The sequence below is a fragment of the Nannocystis punicea genome, from assembly GCF_026965555.1.
GTDB classification, from domain to species: Bacteria; Myxococcota_A; Polyangia; order Nannocystales; family Nannocystaceae; genus Nannocystis; species Nannocystis punicea.
In genome coordinates this window covers 3,289,421-3,308,187 of record NZ_CP114040.1, presented here as the reverse complement: position 1 = coordinate 3,308,187, position 18,767 = coordinate 3,289,421, and the positions used below count along the sequence as shown (strand labels likewise).

Below are 18,767 nucleotides of genomic sequence, written 5' to 3'. Positions count from 1 at the left end.
GGGGTCGCTGCCCAGGCCATGATGCCGACGCCGCTCATGACGCCGACGTGGCTCGCCGCGACTCTCACTGCGGCGGCTCGAACTGCTCGCACGCCAGGTCGATGCTCTCGGTCAGCGCCGTCTCGACCGCCTCGGGCACCGCCTTCGCGCCCGCGCACAGGTCGGCCGCGTAGCCGTTCGCGCCGAGCATCCCGACGAACTGCCACAGACGGTCGGCGTGAAAGGCCCCGCAGTCGATCCCGTTGCAGCCACACGAGCCCGGCTGCTGACAGAAGTTCAGGCCCCCGTCGACGCTCGGATCGCCGGCCACGACGATCGCGGCCACTCCGTCGGCCTCGCCCTTCTTCACGTCCATCACCAGCCGCTGCGTCAGCTCGGGCAGCGGCGTCGGCCCGGTCGCGCAGCCGAACCCGCAGACGTTGCCGTTCGGCTGGTCGTACGCGCCGTAATCGTCGACGTCGGTCACCAGCACCAGCACCAGCAGCGCGTCTTCGCGGACGAACCCGCTGGCGTCGCCGTCGAGCAGGTCGACCGCGCTGGTGAGCACGTGCTCGCAGCCGACCGCCGCCTCGAAGTTGCTGACGCCGAAGCCCGACACCGCGCACGCGAACGCCTGCGCCACCTCTTGCGGCGTGTGCCCGACCGAGCTCACCCACGGCTCCGGCTCCTGCCAGCAGTTCGGGGTGACGTAGCCGTCGTCGTTGTCGGTGGTGACCGCGATCCGGTAGTCGATGTCGCCCTCGCCGAGCATCGCCAGGGTGTCGACCACCGCCGTGAACGCGTCGACCTGCGCCAGCGCGGCCCGCTCCTCGTTCATCGAGCCCGAACCGTCGAGCACGAACAGCATGTCGATCTTCGTGCACCCCTGCGCCGGCGGCCCACCGGTCGTGTCCGACCCGACGTCGAGCTTCGGCTGGTCGCTCGTGGTCGCGCTCGTGGTCGTCGGAGAGGCCGCGGTCGTCGCGGTCGTCGTCGTCGTCTCCCCGCCCGACTCGCTGCCGCCGGTGGTCGGGGCCGTGCTGGTCGAAGTTTCCTGCCCCGAAGTACCTGTCCCCGAGGACATACAAACTCCGCCCTCGCAGGTCAGCTCGCCGTCGCAGCCGCCGCCCTGCGTGCACGGGCAGCCCTGCGCGCCGACCGGGCACTCGCCGGTGGTCGCGGAGGCCATCGTCCCGCTGTCGCCGCAGGCGAGGCCGAGGAGGAGGGCGGAGGCGAAGGCAGGGGCGACGGCGCGGGCAGACCAGACCATGCCACGACCCTATCAGGGCCCGGCGCCGTCCGCAGCGGGCCTCACTCGAACACCCGCAGCGGCGCCCGCATCACCGCCTTGCGGCCGCGATCGAGCCAGTACACGTGCTCCGCGTCGACGGCCACGCCGCACGGTTCGCCGCCGACCTGCGCCTCGCGACGCACACCGTCCCGGTCCAGTCGCCCCAGCGTCCCCGCGCGCCCGCCGGCCCAGTAGACCTGCCCGGCGGCGGTCGCCAGGCTGCCGCGATCGCCGTAGTCGGACAGCGCGGTCAACTCGACCGGCGCGCCCGCCTCGGAGATCCGAACGATCGCCGCAGTCGTCTGCACGAGCAGTCCCCCGTCGACCGGCACCACATGCATCGGCCGCCCGCGGATTTCGCCGAGGGGCACGCGCTCGTCCGGCCGCGCCGACGCGTACACAGTCGCGTTCGCGTCCCCGACCTGGGCCCACACCACCCGCTGCCCGAGCGTCCCGATCAGCGACGCCTCCACCCCGCGGCCCGCCACCACCTGCGCGGCCCCGGTCGCGCGATCGATCGCGTGGATCCCCTTCGTCGCGCTCGAGCGATCCGCCACCAGCACGCGCCCCGGCTCGAGCGCATGATCGAGGATCTGCAGCCCCTCGGGTCCGAGCTTGCGCGGCGTCCCGCCCGACTTCTCGACCGTCCACAGCGCCGACGAGCAGTAGCCGATCCAGGACAGCGTCGTCGCGTCGGCCGACAGCTCCCACGGCCACTCCGACGTGCGCGCCACCACCTCCTCCGGCCCGCCGCCGACGGCCACCCGCATCACCGAGCCGCGCGTGCGCGGGCAGTCGAGCGCCCAGCCGCACGCGCCCGTCGAGTCCGCGCGGGCGGTCTTACCTGTCTCTTCGGCCATGCTCTGGATCAGCCAGTACAGCGCCTCGCCGTCGTGGACGAGGTTGCACGAGGAGCCCGGCACGTACGACGCCAGCTTGACCGGCGTGAGGTCGGCCGCGCCGGCCCCCGCCGGGGTCGCCGGCCCCGCCGTCGTCGGCGGCGTCGGAGCGGCCTGCTCCGTCCGCGTGCAACTCGAACTCACCAGCCACAGGGAAGCGATCAGCGCCGCTCTCGTCATTGTTCTGTGAGATCCCATACCACGCCCGCCCGGCGCCGGCGGCATCTTCCTTTATCCTTCGCCGGTGTCCGACCATCCTCCGCGGCGCGAAGTCGTGCACGGCGACGCCCTCGCCTGGCTCGTCGAGCGACCTGGCCTCCAGGACAGCTCCGTGATCGCCACCATGCCGGACGTCAGCGAGCTCGGGGTCAGCCTGGATCGCTGGCGCGAGTTCTTCCTGAGCGCCGCGCGGGCGGTCCTGCTCGCCGCGCCCGACGACGGCCTCGCCGTCTTCATCCAGACCGACAACAAGCACGAGGGCCGCTGGGTGTCGAAGGCCGGCCTCGTCCTGCGGGTCGCCGACGAGCTCGACGTCCCGCTCCTGTTCCACAAGATCGTGTGCCGCCGCCCGCCCGGCAGCCTCATCCACGGCCGCCCCGGCTACTCGCACATCCTCGCGTTCTCTCGCCGCGCGCGCGACGACGCCGACCGGCCGACCCCCGATGTCCTGCCCGACCTCGGCGCGATGCCGTGGAGCCACAGCATCGGCACGCGCGCCGCCGAGGCCGCCGTCACCGCCGTGCGCCGCCTGTCGCCCGCGACCACGCAGATCGTCGTGCCCTTCTGCGGCCTCGGCACGATCCTCGCGGTCGCCAACGGCCACGGCTTCGACGCCGTCGGCATCGAGCGCAACCGCAAGCGGGCCGACGCCGCCCGCACCTTCGAGCTCGACCCGAACGCGGCCTGACGCACTATCCGCCTATCCCTTTGGACATGTCGCCATGGACATGTCTCTCAAGACACTCTGCAACCGTCGCCAGACATGTCCACAAGGACAGCCTGTCTCGCTCGGCGTCGCGGAACACCGGCGCCCGCCGCTCCCCATCCGCCTGTCCCAGGGACACCCTGTCTCGCTCGGCGTCGCGGAACACCGGCGCCCGCCGTTCCCCATCCGCCTGTCCCCAGAGACAGCCCCGCGCACGCGGGCTCCTCCCTCATGCGGGCTCGCGGAGGACAGGTCCCCGACGTCCCCGGCCTCCTGTTCCCAGGGACAGCCTCACTCGTTCCCGCGAAGCGCCGGCATCCCCTGCTCCCCTGTCCCCAGGGACAGCCTGCTCACTCGGCGTCGCGGAACACCGGCGCCCGCCGCTCGAACACCGCGCGGACCGCCTCCGCCTGGTTCTCGCTGCCGAGCAGGGGCAGCTGCAGCTCCGTCTCGCGGCGGAACGCCGCGGCGGTGTCGAGCTCGGGCGCCTCGTTGCACAGCGCCTTGGCGGCGCGGACGGCCTGCGGCGACTGGCCGGCGATCGTGCGCGCGAGCTCGCGGGCGGCCCCGAGCGGGTCGGCCTCGACGCGGGTGACGAGGCCGAGGCGGGCGGCCTCGTCGCCGGACACGCTGCGGGCGGTGTAGATCAGCTCGCGGGCGATGTCGGAGCGGACCAGCCGCAGCAGCGTCTTCGACAGGCTCATGTCGGGGATCAGGCCGTAGCGCAGCTCCATCACTGCGAGCTGGGCGTCGGCCGCGGCGAGCCGGATGTCGCAAGCGAGCGCGAGCTGGAGGCCCCCGCCGATCGCTGCGCCGTGGATCGCGGCGATCACCGGCACGGGCACCTCGTGCCAGATCCAGCAGGCCAGCTGGGCCAGGTTGGCGGCCGCGCCGGCCCCGCGTTCGAGCAACTTCGGCCCGATCTCCGGCGCCGCCAGGAAGGCGGCCCAGTCGAGGCCGGCGCAGAACGCCTTGCCCTCGCCGTGCAGCACGACCGCGCGCACTGTCCGATCGGCGGCGACCTGACGACCGGCGGCGACCAGCGCCTCGAACATCGCCAGGTCGAGGCCGTTGCGCTTGTCGGGGCGGTTGAGGCGGACTTCGGCGACTCCGGCGTCGACGGAGACGATCACGCGCGGCGGGCTCTCGCTCATACCCGCGAGCATACCCGATCGCGCGGCCTCACGCGGCCGGACGCGCGAGCCAGCGGAACACGATCACGTGCCCGGCGAGGGCCGCCCCGACGCAGAACGGGACGATCCAGCCGTACGGGAGATGAAACGCGAGCAGGACCGCCGGCTCCTTCGTGAAGTGGCGGAACGGCACCGGCGACGACAGGACGGCGATCGTCGCCACGTTGACCAGCAACGCGGTGCCGAGCAGGTTGAAGGCCCACACGAGCGGCCGCGAGGGCCCGCGCCGCCACAGCCACAGCCCGGCGAGGACTGCGGCGACGCCGGTGAGGATGTCGAGGTTGCAGGCCTCGTAGGTCATCTGGATCGGCACGGTGCCCTGGCGGTACCAGCTGTGCAGCACGAGCTCGAGCGGCAGGCGAAACGCGTGAAATCCTACCAGCGCGGCGATCGGCACGCCGGCCGCCAGCCGCGCCCCGGGCCGCGTCAGCGCGAAGGCCAGAGCGACCGCGAGCGAGCCGGTGAAGAAGAACAGCGCGCGCGGCGGGAGGGTGTCGGCCGCCAGCACGCCGGACCACGACACCAGCCCCGTGAGCGCCAGCCATACCAGCGCGCCCGCGGCCGTGCCCACGGTCCAGCGCAGCGCCTGCGCCGGGGGCTCGCCCAGGCGCACGCCCGCCCGCGCGGTCCCCACGACGAGCATGCCGACGACCGCGGCGACGATGACGACGAAGGCGGCGGTGCTGGCAGCGGAGGGGATGTGCATCGGCGGGACGGGCACGGCGGGCTCCTCGATAGTTTTGCCAAGACTATCAAGGAGTAAAGCGCTTGCTATCAAAAAAAGTAGTATGCAAAATGGGACGCGTGACCGAGCGTCGCGGCTACCATCAGTACTGCGGGGTGTCCCGCGCGCTCGACATCGTCGGCGAGCGCTGGACGCTGCTCCTGGTCCGCGATCTGCTGCTCGGCGGCCGCCGCTTCAGCGACCTGCAGGCGGCCCTGCCCGGCCTGACGCCGAACCTGCTGTCGCGCCGCCTCAAGGAGATGCAGAAGGACGGCCTCGTCACCCAGCGCCGCCTGCCGCCCCCGCACGCGGCGACCCTGTACGAGCTGACGCCGCTCGGCCGCGAGCTCGAGCCCGTGGTGTTCGCGCTCGGCCGCTTCGGCGCCCACTGGTTGCGCGCCCCCGCGGCCGACGAGCGCACCGACCCGCGCTGGGCGATGGTCTCGCTCAAGCGCCGCTACCTCGGCACGGGCCGCCCGCTGTGCGCCGAGCTCCGCGTCGACGACCTCTCCTTCACCGTCCGCACCGGCGGCCCCGCGGTCGAGCTGGTCGACGGCGCCCCACCTGCCCCCGAGCTGGTGCTCACGGGCCCGCTGCGCAGCTTCGGCGCCTGGATCGTCCACGGCGCCTCGGCCCGCGCGCTGGTGGCCGAGGCCGCGCTGGCCCGCGAGGGCCCGGCGCGAGCGCTGGCCGACCTGGCGCGCGCGTTCGGCCTGCGGCCGTGAGAGCGCACCGTTCGCCTGTCTCATCGGACATCTTGCGCGTCGACGCCTCGACCTGTCCGTTCGACCATCCGCCCGGCCGTCTTCGGACCTGTCCCTTCGGCCATCCACCTCTTCCGCACCGCCTACTCGAGCCCGCCGGCGCGCGCCGGCGAGCGCCCCGCGCCGCCCGCGCAAAACCGCCCCGGGCTCGCCGCCGTGACCGTCCTGCCCCGCGCATTCCCTCGCGTTCGCGCCGGCCACCGCCCAGGGTATCGTCTCCTGGGATCATGCCGGCCGTCCGAGTCCACGACGCACTGCCCGACGACGACCTGTTCGCCTACCTCGCGCGCACCGGCGGCGACCATGCGCGGCGGCGGGCGGTGATCGGCGCCGCCAACGAGCTCAAGGAGGGCGACGCGGCGCTCGGCCTCGACGCGGCCGACCTGTCCTCGCGGACAGCCGCGCGCCGGCTCCTCGCCAACACCGCGGTCGGTCGGCTGGCGGCCGCCCCGCTGTTCCGCGACGAGCTCTACGACACCCTCCTGGCCGCCCTCGATCCCCGCGCCGCGGCCCACGTCACGACCTGGTCCCTGGGACAGCTCAAGCAATTCGTCCTCGCCGCCGACGAGGCCGAGGTCACCCAGCTGCTGCCCGGCCTCGCCAGCGACGTCGTCGCCTGCCTGGTCAAGCTCATGAGCGACGCCGAGCTCGTGGCCCTCGGCGCGCGGCTGTTCCACCCGCTGCCCGGCAGCCGGCTCGGCGCGCGCGGCTACCTGGGCGCGCGGATCCAGCCGAACAGCCCGACCGACCACCCCGACGACATCCGCTGGCAGGTGCTGGCCGGCTGGTCGTACGCCGTCGGCGACGTCGTCCTCGGCACCAACCCGGTGTCCTCGGACCCGCGCTCGGTGGCCGCGGTCGAAGCTGCCCTCTGGGACATCCTGGTCGACTTCGGCCTGCAGGACACCCTGCCCCACTGCGTCCTCGCCCACATCGACGTCCAGGCCGAGGTCGAGCGGCGCGCGCCCGGCACCACCGGGATCTGGTTCCAGAGCATCGCCGGCTCCGACGCCGCCAACGCCACCTTCGGCCTCGACCTCGCCGGCCTGCGCCGGCACGCGCGCAGCCGCAGCGGTCGCTGGGGCCTGTACTTCGAGACAGGTCAAGGGGCCGACTTCACCAACGGCCACGGCCGCGGCGTCGACATGGTCGTCCACGAGGCCCGCAAGTACGGCCTGGCGCGCCTGCTGAAGGCCGACGTCGCCGACGCCCGCCGCCGCCTCGGCCTCGACCCGGCGCCGTGGGTGCACGTCAACGACGTCGCCGGCTTCATCGGCCCCGAGGTGTTCCGCACCCGCGAGCAGCTGGTGCGCTGCTGCCTCGAGGACATCGCCATGGCCAAGCTGCACGGCCTGATGATCGGCCTCGACGTGTGCGCCACCCTGCACATGGACATCGGCCTCGACGACCTCGACTGGTGCCTGGAGCGGATCGCCCCGGCCTGCCCGGGCTACCTCATGGCCCTGCCGACCAAGAACGACCCGATGCTCAGCTACCTCACCACCGCCTTCCAGGACCACGTGCGCCTGCGCGAGCGGTTCGGCACCCGCGTCGACGATCGCATGTGGGCGTTCTTCCGCGACCGCCTCGGCGTCGTCGACGAGCGCGGGCGGCCGACGGCGCGCTTCGGCGATCCGGTGTGGGTCTACTTGCAGTGGTGCCGCGCCCGCGGCGACGAAAGGCCCGCCGACGTCGTCGCCGGCGAGGGCCGAACCGCTCTGGCGGCCGTGCGCGCCCGCGGCGTGGCGATCGGCGAGGGCCACGGCGACCGCCCCTGGGACCTCCCGCCCGCCCTCGACGCCGAGGTCCGCTCGCAGTGCGCCGACGCCAAGGAGAGCCTGCGCGCCGAGTGGCGGACCGAGTTCGTGAGCAAGATCCCCGGCGCCCGCCGCCTCCGCACCCGCGCCGGCGACCGCGACGAGTACATCCTGCACCCGACCACCGGCGAGGCCCTCGGCCCCGCCGCGCTCGCCGAGCTGGATGTCCTCAGGGACAGCTATGCCGGCCGCTTCGACACCGTCCTGGTCGTGTCCGACGGCCTCAACGCGCGCGCGTTGATGGACGATCACCACCTGTTCCCCTTCCTCGACGTCCTCGCGCCCGAGCTGCGCGCCGCCGGCCTCGCGCTCGCGCCCGACGTGTTCGTCCTCGCGGGCGGCCGCGTCCGCGCCGGCTATGCCCTCGGCGCCGCCCTGTTCGCCGGCCTGCCCGGCCCGCGCCGCCTGATCCACGCCATCGGCGAGCGCCCCGGGACCATGCACCACGCCTTCTCGGTCTACCTCACCGCCGCCGACGGCGCCGCCTGGGCCGAGCCACGGGCGATCGATCACCACATCACCCGCGTGATCTCCGGCGTCGCCGACACCGCCTATCCGCCCGCGCAAGCCGCCCGCGAGGCCGTCGCCCTGCTCGAGATCATGTCTTTGAAAAAGACATGCCCTGATGCACATGCCTCTTGAGGCATGTCCTCGAGGTCACATCCTTCGAGCGGCAGCCAAGATCCCGCCGAGGCGCTCATGTCCCTCACGACATGTCCGCCACGACATGCTTCTTCTTTAAAAAAAAGAGCCTCAGCGCCGGCGCTTGGCCGGCTCGTTCGGGCGCGAGTGGGTGATCGCGCCCGTGTCTCCCAGCCGGCGCTCGCTGCCGGCCTCGGCGGGGAACAGCGCCTGATGGCCGTGGCGCTCGCGCACGGCCGACAGGACCGCCTGCAGCGCCGCGCTCTTCGGCGGGGGTTCGCTCGCGGGGGCCAGCAGGTCGAGCTGGACCTCGCGCTCGGGCGCCTCGAAGTGAGTGACGCTGACGCCGGTGAGGCGGAAGCCGCGGCCTTCGGTCTCGACGGCCTCGAGCAGGCGACAGGCGGCCGCGTGGAGCTCGCGATAGTCGTCGGTCGCGCGCGGCAGGGTGCACTGGCGCGTCTCGGTGACGAAGTCGCCGTCGCGGATCTTGAGGCACACGCAGCGCGCCTTCAGGCCCTGCGCGACCAGGCGATCGGCGACCCGCGTCGCCTGCGACAGCAGGCAGCGGCGCAGCGCCGGCACCCCGACGACATTGTCCGCGTAGGTGTCCTCGTGCCCGAGCGACTTGGCCGCGCGGTCGGGCACCACCGCGCGCTCGTCGAGCGCGAGGCTGAGCCGGTGCATGTGCAGGCCGTGCGCGCCGAACATCTCGACCAGCGCCGCCTCGCCGAGCCGCCGCAGATCGCCGACGGTGTGGACCCCGCGGCGCTGCAGCTTCTCCTGCGTGCGCGGCCCGACCCCCCACAGCTCGCCGATCGGCAGCGGCGTCAGGAACTCGAGCTCCGTGCCCGCGGGGATCTCCGTCAGGCCGTCGGGCTTGTTCATGCCGCTGGCGATCTTCGCCAGGAACTTCACGCAGGCCAGCCCGACCGAGCACGTCAGGCCGACCTCCTGGTGCACCGCCACTCGCAGCGCCTCGGCCACCCCGCGCGGCGGCCCCCACAGCCGCTCGGTGCCGGCGAGATCGATGAACGCCTCGTCGATCGACAGCCCCTCGACCAGCGGCGAGAAGCGCTCGAACACCGCGAACACCGCCCGCGACACCTCCGTGTACAGCGCGTGCCGCGGCGGCACCACCACCGCCTGCGGGCACAGCCGCAGCGCCACCGCCATCGGCTGGGCCGAGCGGCAGCCGAACTTGCGCGCCTCGTAGCTGGCCGCCGCCACCACCCCGCGCCGCCCCGCCCCGCCGACCAGCACCGGCAGCCCGCGCAGTTGCGGCTGCTCGCGCACCTCGACCGAAGCGAAGAACGCGTCCATGTCGACGTGCAGGATGGCCCGGTCGCCGCTCACGCGGAGGCAAGCCTAGCGCGCCCGCGCCCGCCCGTCACCGCGCGCGAACGCGCGCAACCGCGCCCTCGCCGCCCCCCTCGGCTGTCTGCTCGGACATTCTCGTTTGAACATGTCGTTAGAGACATGCCCATCCAGACATGCCTGATCGGGCATGTCTCGAACGACTCATGAAAAGTGCGCTCGTTCACCCGGGCTTCGGCTCGACCTCGAGCTCGGGCAGCCCCTCGAGCTTGCGCTGATCGCAGCCCTCGGCGGGCGGGGCCTCCGGGACCAGCACCCGCAGGCTCAGGGGCACGCACTCGACCGTCACGGGCGTCTCGCCGACGTCTTCGCCGTCGACCAGCACGCGCTGCGGCGGGTCGGCGCGGATCGTCACCCGGGTCACCGGCAGGAAGCCGATGTCGTCGCGGCTCGCGGGGTTCTGGTTGAGGCCGGAGCGGTACAGGTGCAGCGCCGCGCCGATGCCTGCGCCGAGGCCCTGGACCGCGATCAGGGTGACGTCGAGCTTGCCGTCGTCGCCGCACACGGCCGTCGGCCCCTGCGCGAACAGGGTGTGCAGCGGCGCCAGGTTGGCGACCGCCACGTTGGTCACCTTGCAGCGGATGATCTCGCTCTCGGTCTCGAGCTCGACCGCGAACGGCGTCAGCTCGGACAGCCGCTGCAGCCCGGTGACGATATAGGCGATCAGGCCCCAGCGGTTCTTCGCCTCGCGCGACGTCTCGCCGATCGCGTCGGCGTGGAAGCCGACCGACGCGAACAGCAGCGCCGTGCGACCGGCCGCGCGGGCGGTGTCGATCGCGTGCGGCTTGCCGCTGCAGGCGTTCGCCAGCGCCCCCGCGAGGTCGAGCGGGATCGCCAGGGCGCGCGCGAAGCTGTTGGCGGTGCCGCGCGGGATCACTGCCAGCGGCACCTCGCCGCCGATCAGGCGCGACGCCACCAGCGACACGGTGCCGTCGCCGCCGGCCGCGATCACCAGCGCCGGCTTGGTCGCCAGCGCTGCAGTGGCGCACGCGTCGGCGTCGCGCTCCGGGCTGGTCTCGAACACCTCGAGCGCGTACGTCTGCTCCAGCGCGGCGACGACCGCCGGCAGGTCGTCGCGGGCGAGGCCGGCGACCGGGTTCCACACCAGCGCGGCGCGCGGCTTCACCACTTCCTCCTGAGCCCGGCGGCGCGAGCGACCCGCGCACGCGGGTCGGCCGGCCAATCGTAACAGTCGAGGCGATGGAGCCCGGGCCGCGGCGTCCGCCGGCGTGCGGTGTTCATCCCGGGAGTGTGCCACTCTTCCCGGCGTGAGCGGCGACCTCGAAATCGACGCGCTCCTGGCCGAGCTCGGTCTCCGCGGCGGCGAGGCGCGCGATCTGGGCCGCGCCGCGCTGGAGGGCGCAGGGCTCACGCGCCCGGGCAAGCGCAACCTGGCCGCCGGCAAGCGACCGCGCGTCGAGGAGGTCATCGCCGAGCAGTTCGTGCGCACCTGCTCGCGCGCCCACTGTCGCGCCGCCGCGGTGGCCGACGGTCGGATCGTCGTCGACCTCGACGCCCCGGCGGCCCGCCTGTGCGAGTTCTGCGGCGGCTCGACCAACCGCAGCGCGTGGGAGCGGGCGCTCGCCGCCATGGCCCGGCGCGACTGGCATCGCCTGGTCGTCGTCGGCGGCTCGCCGCCGCTGCACCACGAGCTGCGGGCGCTGGTCGGCGGGCGCATCGATCTGCGGCTCGTCGACGGCACCGCCCGCCGCACCGCCCACGACGCCGCGCACGACCTCGCGTGGGCCGACCGGATCGTCGTCTGGGGCGCCACCTTGCTCGACCACAAGGTCTCGCAGCTCTACACCGATCGCCGCTCGCCGAAGGTCGTCACGGTCGCCCGGCGCGGCCTCACTGCGCTGGCGGAGACGATCATCAAGACCGCCGAGTGAGCGGGTCGGTCGCGGCGCGCGATAGCGCTCGTTGCGCACCGCGAATCTCCCCGACACTCCAGGGTCAGCGAATCGCCGAGGCGGCTGGGGCGCGAGCGGCCGAATCGACGCGCGCAACGTGTGCGTCGGCCGCACGACCGGCGCCGACTTGTTGCATGCGCGATGGACGGCATCCTCCCAGCGATGTCGCACACCCCCACCGACTCGGTCGTCGCCACCTTGCTGCGACTCGGCGTGATGGGCAAGTCCGACTGGTCCGGCGCGCTGCAGCAGGTGCTGGAGATCTGCTGCGACCTCATCGCGGTCGAGCGCGCCAGCTACTGGAGCTTCCACGACGACCCGGCCGCGATCGCCTGCGAGCTCGGCTATGTACATAGCAAGCGCCTGCTCGAGCGCGGCCTCGTCGTCACCGAGGGCAGCGCCCCCGAGTACTTCGAGCAGATCCGCAGCGTCAACGTGCTGGCGATCCGCGACGTCCGCGAGGACCCGCGCCTGGGCGCCCTGACCGCCTACTTCGACACCCACGCGATCTGCGGGATGCTCGACGTCCCCGTGTTCGCCCAGGGCCGCCTCGCCGGCATCCTCTGCCACGAGGCCGTCGGCGAGCCGCGCGAGTGGACGCCGCACGACATCGAGCTGGCGCTGACCCTGAGCCATACCCTCGCGCGCCTGCTCGAGGCGCGCGCGCGCGACCACGCCGAGCAGTCCGAGCGCAAGGCCGCCTTCCTCGCCCAGGCCGCCAGCGCCCTCGCGGACACCCTCGATCCCGCGCGCGCCGGCGAGATCGTCGTGCGCCGCGGCATCCCTGTCCTCGGGGACATATGTACATTGATCGGCTACGACGGCCGGCGCGCCTGGCGGATCGCCGCCGCCCACGTCGAGCCCGCCGGCCAGCGGATCCTCGACCAGCTGACCGGACGGTACGGCGCCGACATCGACGGACCGGGGCTCGGCATGCAGGCCCTGCGCGAGCGCCAGTCCTTGCTCATGCCCGTGGCCGACGAGGCGACCCTGCGCGAGGCCGACCTGCCCGACGGCCACATCGAGCTGCTCACCACCCTGAGGGTCCGCAGCGTGCTCTCGGTGCTGCTGCGCGTCCGCGACGAGGTCACCGGCGTGCTCACCTTCGCCACCCGCAACCGCCACTACGACCGCGAGGACCTGCGGTTCGCCGAGGCCTACGCGCAGCAGGTCGGCACCTTGCTGGAGAACGCCCGCCTCTACGCGCAGGCGCAGGCGGCCATCGGCGCGCGCGACGACTTCCTGAACCTCGCCGGCCACGAGCTGCGGACCCCGCTCACCTCGCTGCAGCTCGCGGTCGAGCTGCTGCGCAAGGCCCAGCCGCCGGGCCCGCCCGCGCTCCAGCGCGCGGTCGACACCATCGATCGCCAGGCCACCCGACTGTCCCGGCTCACCGAGCTGATCGTCATGACCGCGAAGCACTGCGACGGCGGGCTGCCGCTGCGGTTCGCCCGGCTCGACCTCGCCGCGCTGGTCCGCGACGTCGCCGTCGACTTCGCCGACCTGTTCGCGCGGGCCGGCTGCGAGCTGCAGCTGCACGCCGACGACCCCGTCGAGATCGACGGCGACGAGACCGGCCTCGAGGTCGTCGTCTCCAACCTCCTGGCCAACGCCATGAAGTTCGGCAAGGGCGCGCCGGTCGAGGTCCGCGTCCTGCGGCGCGACGGCGCCGCCCGCCTGGTCGTCGTCGACCACGGCATCGGCATCCCGGTCGAGCGGCTGCAGAGCGTGTTCGACCGCTACCAGCGCGCGGTCTCCCTCAACCACTTCGGCGGCCTCGGCCTCGGCCTGCACATCACCGCCAAGATCGTCGACGCGCACCACGGCACGATCCGCGCCGACAGCCGCCCGGGCGAGGGCGCCACCTTCACCGTCGAGCTGCCGGCCGCGCCGGTCGCCGCGCCGCCGCCCGGGTGATCGTCACATCGGGGCCACCGGCGCGCACGTCGACACCCCGGCGCCGACGATCAGCAGCGGCGCGTCGCTCGTCAGCAGCTCGAGGTCCTGGATCCCGTTCATGTCGCTGTCGTCGTAGTCGAGGCGGGTGACCTCGCTGGCGAAGAAGTCGTTGTCGCTGTCGGTGAAGAAGTAGAAGTCGCCGGCGAAGAAGGCGAACGCGAACGCGCCGTTGTTGATCTCGAGCCCGCCGAGCGGCAGCACCTCGAGCGCCGCGCCGCTGGCCTTGTCGACCTCGACCAGCTTGGCCGGCCCGGTCCCGCCGAACTCGAACGCCCGCCCGTCGCCGGTGCCGGTCAGCTCGGCGCCGTCGAAGTTGGTCTTGCCGAGCTTGCTCAGCTGCAGCGAGTCGGGGTCGATGCTGAGGAAGTCGCCGATGTTCGGGCCCTCGCTGAACGGCCCGAAGCCGCTGTACGTGTTGCCGTAGATCCGGTCGCACTGGTCGAACTGGCTGTTCGACACGAACGCCATGCCGAAGTTGTTGACCCCGAGCTGGCCCGGCGAGAAGCCCGGGTCCTCGCAGTTCGACACGTTCGTCACGTCGACCTTGCGCAGCTCGCCGCCGACGAACTGGACCCACGCGAAGCCCTGGCGATCGACCGCCATCGAGAACGTGCTCACCAGGCCGCCGCAGTTGAGCCCGCCCAGCATCGTGAACGAGTTCGACTCCGGGAAGTACTTCCACAGCTCGGCATCGCCCGAGAGCACGAAGATCCCGTCGTCGAGCGGCACCTCGATGTCCGGGCACTCGCACGCCGGCGGCGGCTCGTCGGTGGTCTCGCCGGTGTCGGTCGTCGTGGTCGTCTCGGCCTGCGTGGTCGAGGTCGAGGTCGTCGTCGACGTCGTGTCGATCGGGTCGGTGGTCGAGGTCGTCGTCGACGTCGTCTCGCTCGTGGTGGTGGTCGTCGTCGAGTCCTCGGTCGTCGTCGACGTCGTCGGCTCGATCGTCGTCCCGGTGTCGCTGTCGGTCTGCCCGCCCTCGGTCGCGGTCGTCGTCGACGTCGGCGACGTGGTCGTCGTCGGCGTGGAGGTCGGGGACGTGCCGTCGGACGTGTCCGTCGCCGTCGACGCTTCGCTCGCGGCCGTGGCCGTGGATTGCACGCTGTCACCGCACGCGGCGACACACACGAGAGACACCAGCAAGGTAGGGCGCATCATCGGCGCAGGATAAACCGCCCCAGCCGCGCGCGCGAGCGGCGGGCGCCGGGCTCGGCCGTGCGACCCTCGGTGGCCACGACGACGCCGCGCCGTCGGCGAGCCGCGGAGAATTCTACCCGCACGCAGCGCAGAGCACGTACCCTCGCGGTGATGCCGGCCCTTCGCGCTCGCCTCGCGTGGCTCGTCCTCGCCGCCTGCGACGCGCCGTCCGGCAGCGACGCCGCGCGCACGGCCGACACTCCGCCGGCGGACCTCCCGGCGATCCCCCGCGATCCGCCCGCAGCGCCGACTCGCGCCCGACCGACCCGCGCCCCGGAGCCACCGCGGACCGCGAGCTCCGTCGATCCCTTCGTCGAGTTCCCCTACGCTCCCGGCCCGCCTGACCTCGGCGCGCGCCTGTGCGCCGAGGCGGCCGATCCGGCAGGCGCGCCCGACAAGGTCTTCCTCCACTGCGCGCTCGAGGGCGGCAGCTTCGCGCCGCCGGCCGTCGCGCCCAGGGACGAGCTCGTGGTGCTGGCGTGGAACCTCGAGCGCGGCCTGAAGATCGACGACCAGATCGCGGCGCTCACCGCCGGCGACGAGCTGCCTGCCGCCGACGTCCTGCTCCTCTCCGAGCTCGACCGCGGCTGCAGCCGCACCGGAGGCCGCGCGATCGCCTGGGAGCTGGCCGCGGCGCTGCGGATGAACTTCGTGTTCGGCGTCGAGTTCGTCGAGCTGCCGCGCCAGGGCGGCCCGGGCGGCACGATCGTCGACACCTGCGAGCACGGCAACGCGATCCTGTCGCGCTACCCGATCGGCGCCGTCGAGCTGGTGCGCCACGCGGTCCACAAGTCCTGGTACGACAGCGACGAGCCGCGCCTCGGCGGGCGCATGTTCCTCAAGGCCGACCTGGCCGTCGGGACACGTCGCCTCGGCGTCTACAGCCTGCACTTCGAGTCCGGCGCGGGCGACGGCGCCTATCGTGCCGCCCAGGCGATCGAGCTCGCCGAGCACGGCCTGCGGCAGCCGCACCGCGTCGTCCTCGGCGGCGACATGAACGCCGCGCTCTACTTCCTCGACCTCGGCGCCTCCCGGAGCGAGGAGACCACGAGACCGCTGCTGGACCGCGGCTGGCTCGACGCCCATCGCTCGCTGCCCGGATCGCAGCGGGTCACGCACCACCCGGGCCTGGTCCTCGACCTCCTGTTCAGCTCGGGCCCCTTCACCTCCGCCCCGGGCCTGTGCAGCCTGGCCGACTGCCCCGACCTGTCCGACCACGCGCCGATCTGGGCCACCGTCGCGCTCGAGTGAGGCGGTGAATCATCGCATGTCCCTCCGGACATGCGATGATTCGCCCTGCCACGGCGGCCTGAACGTCCCCGATCGCAACGAACCGGCGCGTCATCGCATGTCCCTTCGGACAGACGGTGATTCGTCCGCGCGCTACGGGCTGAACATCGCCAGCCACGCGTCCGGAGTGTCGCCGTTGCCCGTCTCGCCGGCGACGACGATGCGGTCGTCGGCCGTCAGCGCCACGGCCAGGCCGAAGCCGCCGCTGCCGCCGCCGGCGACGAGCCGCTCCCACCGCAGCTCGCCGGCGGCCGTGAACTTGCAAATTTGCGCGTTGCCGAAGCTCGATCCGACCACGATCACGTCGCCCTGGGCGTCCACCGCCACGTCGCTGCTGCGGCCCTCGGCCATGCACTGCGTGCGCGACCACTCGCTCTCGCCCGCGCTCGACAGGCGGCGGACCAGCGTCTCGAACGACGCAGTCAGGATGTCGCCGTCACTCGCCCGCGCCAGCCCGCGGACCACGTCCACGCTCATCGGCACCGCTTGCGACCACAGCTCCGCGCCGGTGTCCGGCTGCAGCGCGAACAGCAGCTCCCCCGACGGCGCCGGCGGCGGCGTGCGGAAGCCGACCACGACCTGATCGGCCGCGACGACCAGCGCCGGTCCGAGCTCGTACAGCGGCTCGCTGTCCATCGGCCGCGCGTGCGTCCACTGCACCGCCCCGTCCGGCGCGTACCGCCGCACCCACAGCTCCGCCAGGCCGCCCTCGACGCTGCGCACCCCGCTCAGCACCAGGTCGCCCTCGGGCGTGCGCGCGACCTTCTTCGCGAAGTCGTCGCCGAGGCCCGAGCTGACCGTCTCCTCCCACAGGATCTCGCCGTCGCCGTCGAGGTGGGCGATCCAGGCGTCTCGCTGGTCCGGGCCGAGAGTGGCGCCGACCACGTCGATCGTCGCCTCGCCGACCGCCACCCCCTGGATCGTGTCGAACTGGCTCTTCTGGAACGTCTTCGACCACATGCCCTCGCCCTCGGCGGTGAACCGCGTCAGCCACGCGCCCTCGCCCAGCCAGAGGCCGCCCGCGACGATGGTCCCGTCGGGGGCCACCGCCACGTCGCGGAAGTGGTCGGTGATGAAGATCTCCGAGCGGAACTCCCACAACAGCTCCGCCGACGGCCGGCAGTCGGCGTTGCAGCCGTCGCCGTCGGCCGTGTTGCCGTCGTCGCAGAACTCGTCGACGTCGACCACGCCGTCGCCGCACGAGGCCCCCGCCGTCGTCTCGTCGACACCCGTCGTGCTCGTGTCCGTCGTCGAGGTCCCGGTCGTCGGGACCCCGGTCGTCGGCGCGTCGCCCGTCGTCGTCGTCGCCCCGGTCGTCGCCGGCGCGCCCGTCTCGTCCGGCGGCGCGTCGGTGTCGCCGTCCGGGAAGCGGATCGTGCAAGCCGCGACCAAAAGTGTCCCCAAAAACATGTCCTTCACAGCATGTCGCATACAACCTGTCCTTTCCTACACACCAAACATCAGGGCGCGAACATCGCCAGCCAGCCGTCGAAGTCGTCGGGTCCGACCGCCTGCGAGCCGGCCACCACGATCCGGCCGTCCGGGAGGATCACCACCGCCTCCCCGAAGTCGTCGCCGAGCCCGCTGCCGAGGTCCTTGCCCCACCGCAGCTGGCCGTCGCCGGTGAACTTGCACAGCCGCGCGTTGGCGCCGTCGCTGCCGGCGCCGAGGCCGATCGCCACCACGTCGCCCTGGCCGTCGACCGCGACCGCGCGGCCGGCCGAGCCGATGCACTCGGTCGACACCCACTGCGACTCGCCCTCGGCCGAGAGCCGGCGGACGAAGAAGCTCTCCGGGTACCGCTGGCCCGTGACGAAGATGCTCTCGCCGGCCGCCGCGAGCCCGTAGATCAGCCCGCCGCTGGCCCAGTCGCGCTGCCACAACGGCGCCCCACCGCCTGGCGGATAGGCCGCGAGCACCTCGTTGTAATCGTTCGACCACGCGGTGAAGCCGACCAGCACCCGCTCGCCGGCCACCTCGACGTCGGGCCCGAGGTAGAAGACCGCGCTCGGCAGCACCGGCACGCTCTGCGTCCACTGCACCGCGCCGTCGGGCCCGTAGCGCCGCGTCCACATGGCGGCGCCGTCGGCAGTGCCGACGACGCCCGCGACCAGCACCTCGCCCTCGCCCGTCAGCGACAGCCCGGTGGCGAAGTCGTGGCCGAAGCCGGACCCGAGGTGGTCCTCCCACACGACCTCGCCGGCCAGGTCGTGGCGGGCGATCCACAGGTCGTAGCCGTCGGCGAGCGAGTACTTCGCGCCCGCGGCGTAGACGGCGGCCTCGTGCCGCCCCACCGCCAGCACCCGCTCGAACTGCGCGCCCGCGTCATAGCTGCGCGCCCACAGCGGCTCGCCCGCCAGGTCGTGGCGCGACAGCAGGCGGTCCTGATTGTCGCGCGCGTTGGCGATCGTCCCGCCGACCAGGAGCGTCTGGTCCGGGCCGAGCACCATGTCGTGATACCAGTCGGACTGCGGCGCGCCCGACAGCCGCTCCCACAACAGCCGCGCCGACGGCTCACAGTCCCGGTTGCAGCCGTCGCCGTCGACGGTGTTGCCGTCGTCGCAGCTCTCGTCGCCGTCGACCGCCCCGTCGCCGCAGGAGGCCGGCGCATCGCCGGTCGGCACCGGCTCCGGGGTCGTCCCGGTCGGCTCGGCCGTGGTCGACTCCGCCGACGTCGTCGACTCCGAAGCGCCGGTGGCTTCGGTGACCGGCGTGGCAGTGTCCGGCCCCGGGCACCCGAGGGCGGCAAAAAGCCAGACTACGCGCCCATGAACGCATCTCATGATCTCTCCACCTCCGATGA

15 protein-coding genes are annotated in these 18,767 nt (G+C 73.1%); 6 read left to right on the top strand and 9 right to left on the bottom strand.

Annotation, left to right across the window (positions count from 1 at the left end; genetic code table 11):
- Nucleotides 1-64: 64 nt before the first annotated feature.
- Together O0S08_RS12615 and O0S08_RS12610 are read right to left on the bottom strand one after the other, a co-directional pair.
- Complete coding sequence (locus O0S08_RS12615) at nt 65-1,249, bottom strand: hypothetical protein (protein ID WP_269039348.1); 1,185 nt, start codon at nt 1,247-1,249, stop codon at nt 65-67.
- Nucleotides 1,250-1,290: 41 nt separating this feature from the next.
- Nucleotides 1,291-2,349 carry a hypothetical protein gene (locus O0S08_RS12610; protein ID WP_269039347.1) on the bottom strand — a complete coding sequence of 353 codons (1,059 nt, stop codon included), beginning with the start codon at nt 2,347-2,349 and terminating at the stop codon, nt 1,291-1,293.
- A gap of 64 nt (nt 2,350-2,413) precedes the next feature.
- Here O0S08_RS12610 and O0S08_RS12605 point away from each other — a divergent pair, with 64 nt between their 5' ends.
- Complete coding sequence (locus O0S08_RS12605; RefSeq protein WP_269039346.1) at nt 2,414-3,076, top strand: SAM-dependent methyltransferase; 663 nt, start codon at nt 2,414-2,416, stop codon at nt 3,074-3,076.
- A gap of 368 nt (nt 3,077-3,444) precedes the next feature.
- Here O0S08_RS12605 and O0S08_RS12600 read toward each other — a convergent pair whose 3' ends face one another.
- Both O0S08_RS12600 and O0S08_RS12595 read right to left on the bottom strand, forming a co-directional pair.
- A complete protein-coding gene (locus tag O0S08_RS12600; protein ID WP_269039345.1) occupies nt 3,445-4,248 on the bottom strand; it encodes a crotonase/enoyl-CoA hydratase family protein in 804 nt (267 codons plus the stop codon).
- 28 nt (nt 4,249-4,276) lie between these two features.
- A complete protein-coding gene (locus O0S08_RS12595) occupies nt 4,277-5,008 on the bottom strand; it encodes a DUF8737 domain-containing protein (protein WP_269039344.1) in 732 nt (243 codons plus the stop codon).
- An 83-nt stretch (nt 5,009-5,091) separates the two neighbouring features.
- Here O0S08_RS12595 and O0S08_RS12590 point away from each other — a divergent pair, with 83 nt between their 5' ends.
- Both O0S08_RS12590 and eutB read left to right on the top strand, forming a co-directional pair.
- Nucleotides 5,092-5,736: a winged helix-turn-helix transcriptional regulator gene (locus tag O0S08_RS12590; RefSeq protein WP_269039343.1), complete on the top strand. Its 645-nt coding sequence runs from the start codon at nt 5,092-5,094 to the stop codon at nt 5,734-5,736.
- Nucleotides 5,737-6,002: 266 nt separating this feature from the next.
- Nucleotides 6,003-8,234, top strand: coding sequence for an ethanolamine ammonia-lyase subunit EutB (gene eutB, locus O0S08_RS12585; RefSeq protein WP_269039342.1), 2,232 nt, complete (start codon nt 6,003-6,005; stop codon nt 8,232-8,234).
- A 111-nt stretch (nt 8,235-8,345) separates the two neighbouring features.
- Here eutB and O0S08_RS12580 read toward each other — a convergent pair whose 3' ends face one another.
- Both O0S08_RS12580 and O0S08_RS12575 read right to left on the bottom strand, forming a co-directional pair.
- On the bottom strand, nt 8,346-9,587 hold the full coding sequence (locus tag O0S08_RS12580; RefSeq protein WP_269039341.1) for a DNA polymerase IV: 1,242 nt from the start codon (nt 9,585-9,587) through the stop codon (nt 8,346-8,348).
- 184 nt (nt 9,588-9,771) lie between these two features.
- Nucleotides 9,772-10,734 (bottom strand): diacylglycerol kinase family protein, encoded by a 963-nt coding sequence (locus tag O0S08_RS12575; RefSeq protein ID WP_269039340.1) that lies wholly within the window; start codon nt 10,732-10,734, stop codon nt 9,772-9,774.
- Nucleotides 10,735-10,876: 142 nt separating this feature from the next.
- On the opposite strand from O0S08_RS12575, the gene O0S08_RS12570 reads away from it, so the two are divergent.
- Both O0S08_RS12570 and O0S08_RS12565 read left to right on the top strand, forming a co-directional pair.
- Nucleotides 10,877-11,500 (top strand): hypothetical protein, encoded by a 624-nt coding sequence (locus O0S08_RS12570; RefSeq protein ID WP_269039339.1) that lies wholly within the window; start codon nt 10,877-10,879, stop codon nt 11,498-11,500.
- A gap of 183 nt (nt 11,501-11,683) precedes the next feature.
- Nucleotides 11,684-13,438 (top strand): sensor histidine kinase, encoded by a 1,755-nt coding sequence (locus tag O0S08_RS12565; RefSeq protein WP_269039337.1) that lies wholly within the window; start codon nt 11,684-11,686, stop codon nt 13,436-13,438.
- A gap of 3 nt (nt 13,439-13,441) precedes the next feature.
- Here O0S08_RS12565 and O0S08_RS12560 read toward each other — a convergent pair whose 3' ends face one another.
- Nucleotides 13,442-14,635 (bottom strand): hypothetical protein, encoded by a 1,194-nt coding sequence (locus tag O0S08_RS12560; protein ID WP_269039336.1) that lies wholly within the window; start codon nt 14,633-14,635, stop codon nt 13,442-13,444.
- 150 nt (nt 14,636-14,785) lie between these two features.
- Here O0S08_RS12560 and O0S08_RS12555 point away from each other — a divergent pair, with 150 nt between their 5' ends.
- Complete coding sequence (locus tag O0S08_RS12555; protein ID WP_269039335.1) at nt 14,786-15,925, top strand: endonuclease/exonuclease/phosphatase family protein; 1,140 nt, start codon at nt 14,786-14,788, stop codon at nt 15,923-15,925.
- Between the two features lie 132 nt (nt 15,926-16,057).
- Here the strand turns inward: O0S08_RS12555 and O0S08_RS12550 are convergent, their stop codons facing one another.
- Together O0S08_RS12550 and O0S08_RS12545 are read right to left on the bottom strand one after the other, a co-directional pair.
- Nucleotides 16,058-17,395, bottom strand: a complete 1,338-nt coding sequence (locus O0S08_RS12550) for an outer membrane protein assembly factor BamB family protein (protein WP_269039334.1) — start codon at nt 17,393-17,395, stop codon at nt 16,058-16,060.
- Between the two features lie 29 nt (nt 17,396-17,424).
- Nucleotides 17,425-18,747: a hypothetical protein gene (locus O0S08_RS12545; protein WP_269039333.1), complete on the bottom strand. Its 1,323-nt coding sequence runs from the start codon at nt 18,745-18,747 to the stop codon at nt 17,425-17,427.
- Nucleotides 18,748-18,767: the final 20 nt, after the last annotated feature.

Bases quoted from the DNA above. Each gene is read 5' to 3' on its own strand.
- O0S08_RS12555 (WP_269039335.1), top strand. From the start codon at position 14,786: ATGCCGGCCCTTCGCGCTCGCCTCGCGTGGCTCGTCCTCGCCGCCTGC.
- O0S08_RS12550 (WP_269039334.1), bottom strand. From the start codon at position 17,395: ATGCGACATGCTGTGAAGGACATGTTTTTGGGGACACTTTTGGTCGCG.
- O0S08_RS12560 (WP_269039336.1), bottom strand. From the start codon at position 14,635: ATGATGCGCCCTACCTTGCTGGTGTCTCTCGTGTGTGTCGCCGCGTGC.
- O0S08_RS12565 (WP_269039337.1), top strand. From the start codon at position 11,684: ATGTCGCACACCCCCACCGACTCGGTCGTCGCCACCTTGCTGCGACTC.
- O0S08_RS12610 (WP_269039347.1), bottom strand. From the start codon at position 2,349: ATGACGAGAGCGGCGCTGATCGCTTCCCTGTGGCTGGTGAGTTCGAGT.
- O0S08_RS12545 (WP_269039333.1), bottom strand. From the start codon at position 18,747: ATGAGATGCGTTCATGGGCGCGTAGTCTGGCTTTTTGCCGCCCTCGGG.
- eutB (WP_269039342.1), top strand. From the start codon at position 6,003: ATGCCGGCCGTCCGAGTCCACGACGCACTGCCCGACGACGACCTGTTC.
- O0S08_RS12615 (WP_269039348.1), bottom strand. From the start codon at position 1,249: ATGGTCTGGTCTGCCCGCGCCGTCGCCCCTGCCTTCGCCTCCGCCCTC.
- O0S08_RS12600 (WP_269039345.1), bottom strand. From the start codon at position 4,248: ATGAGCGAGAGCCCGCCGCGCGTGATCGTCTCCGTCGACGCCGGAGTC.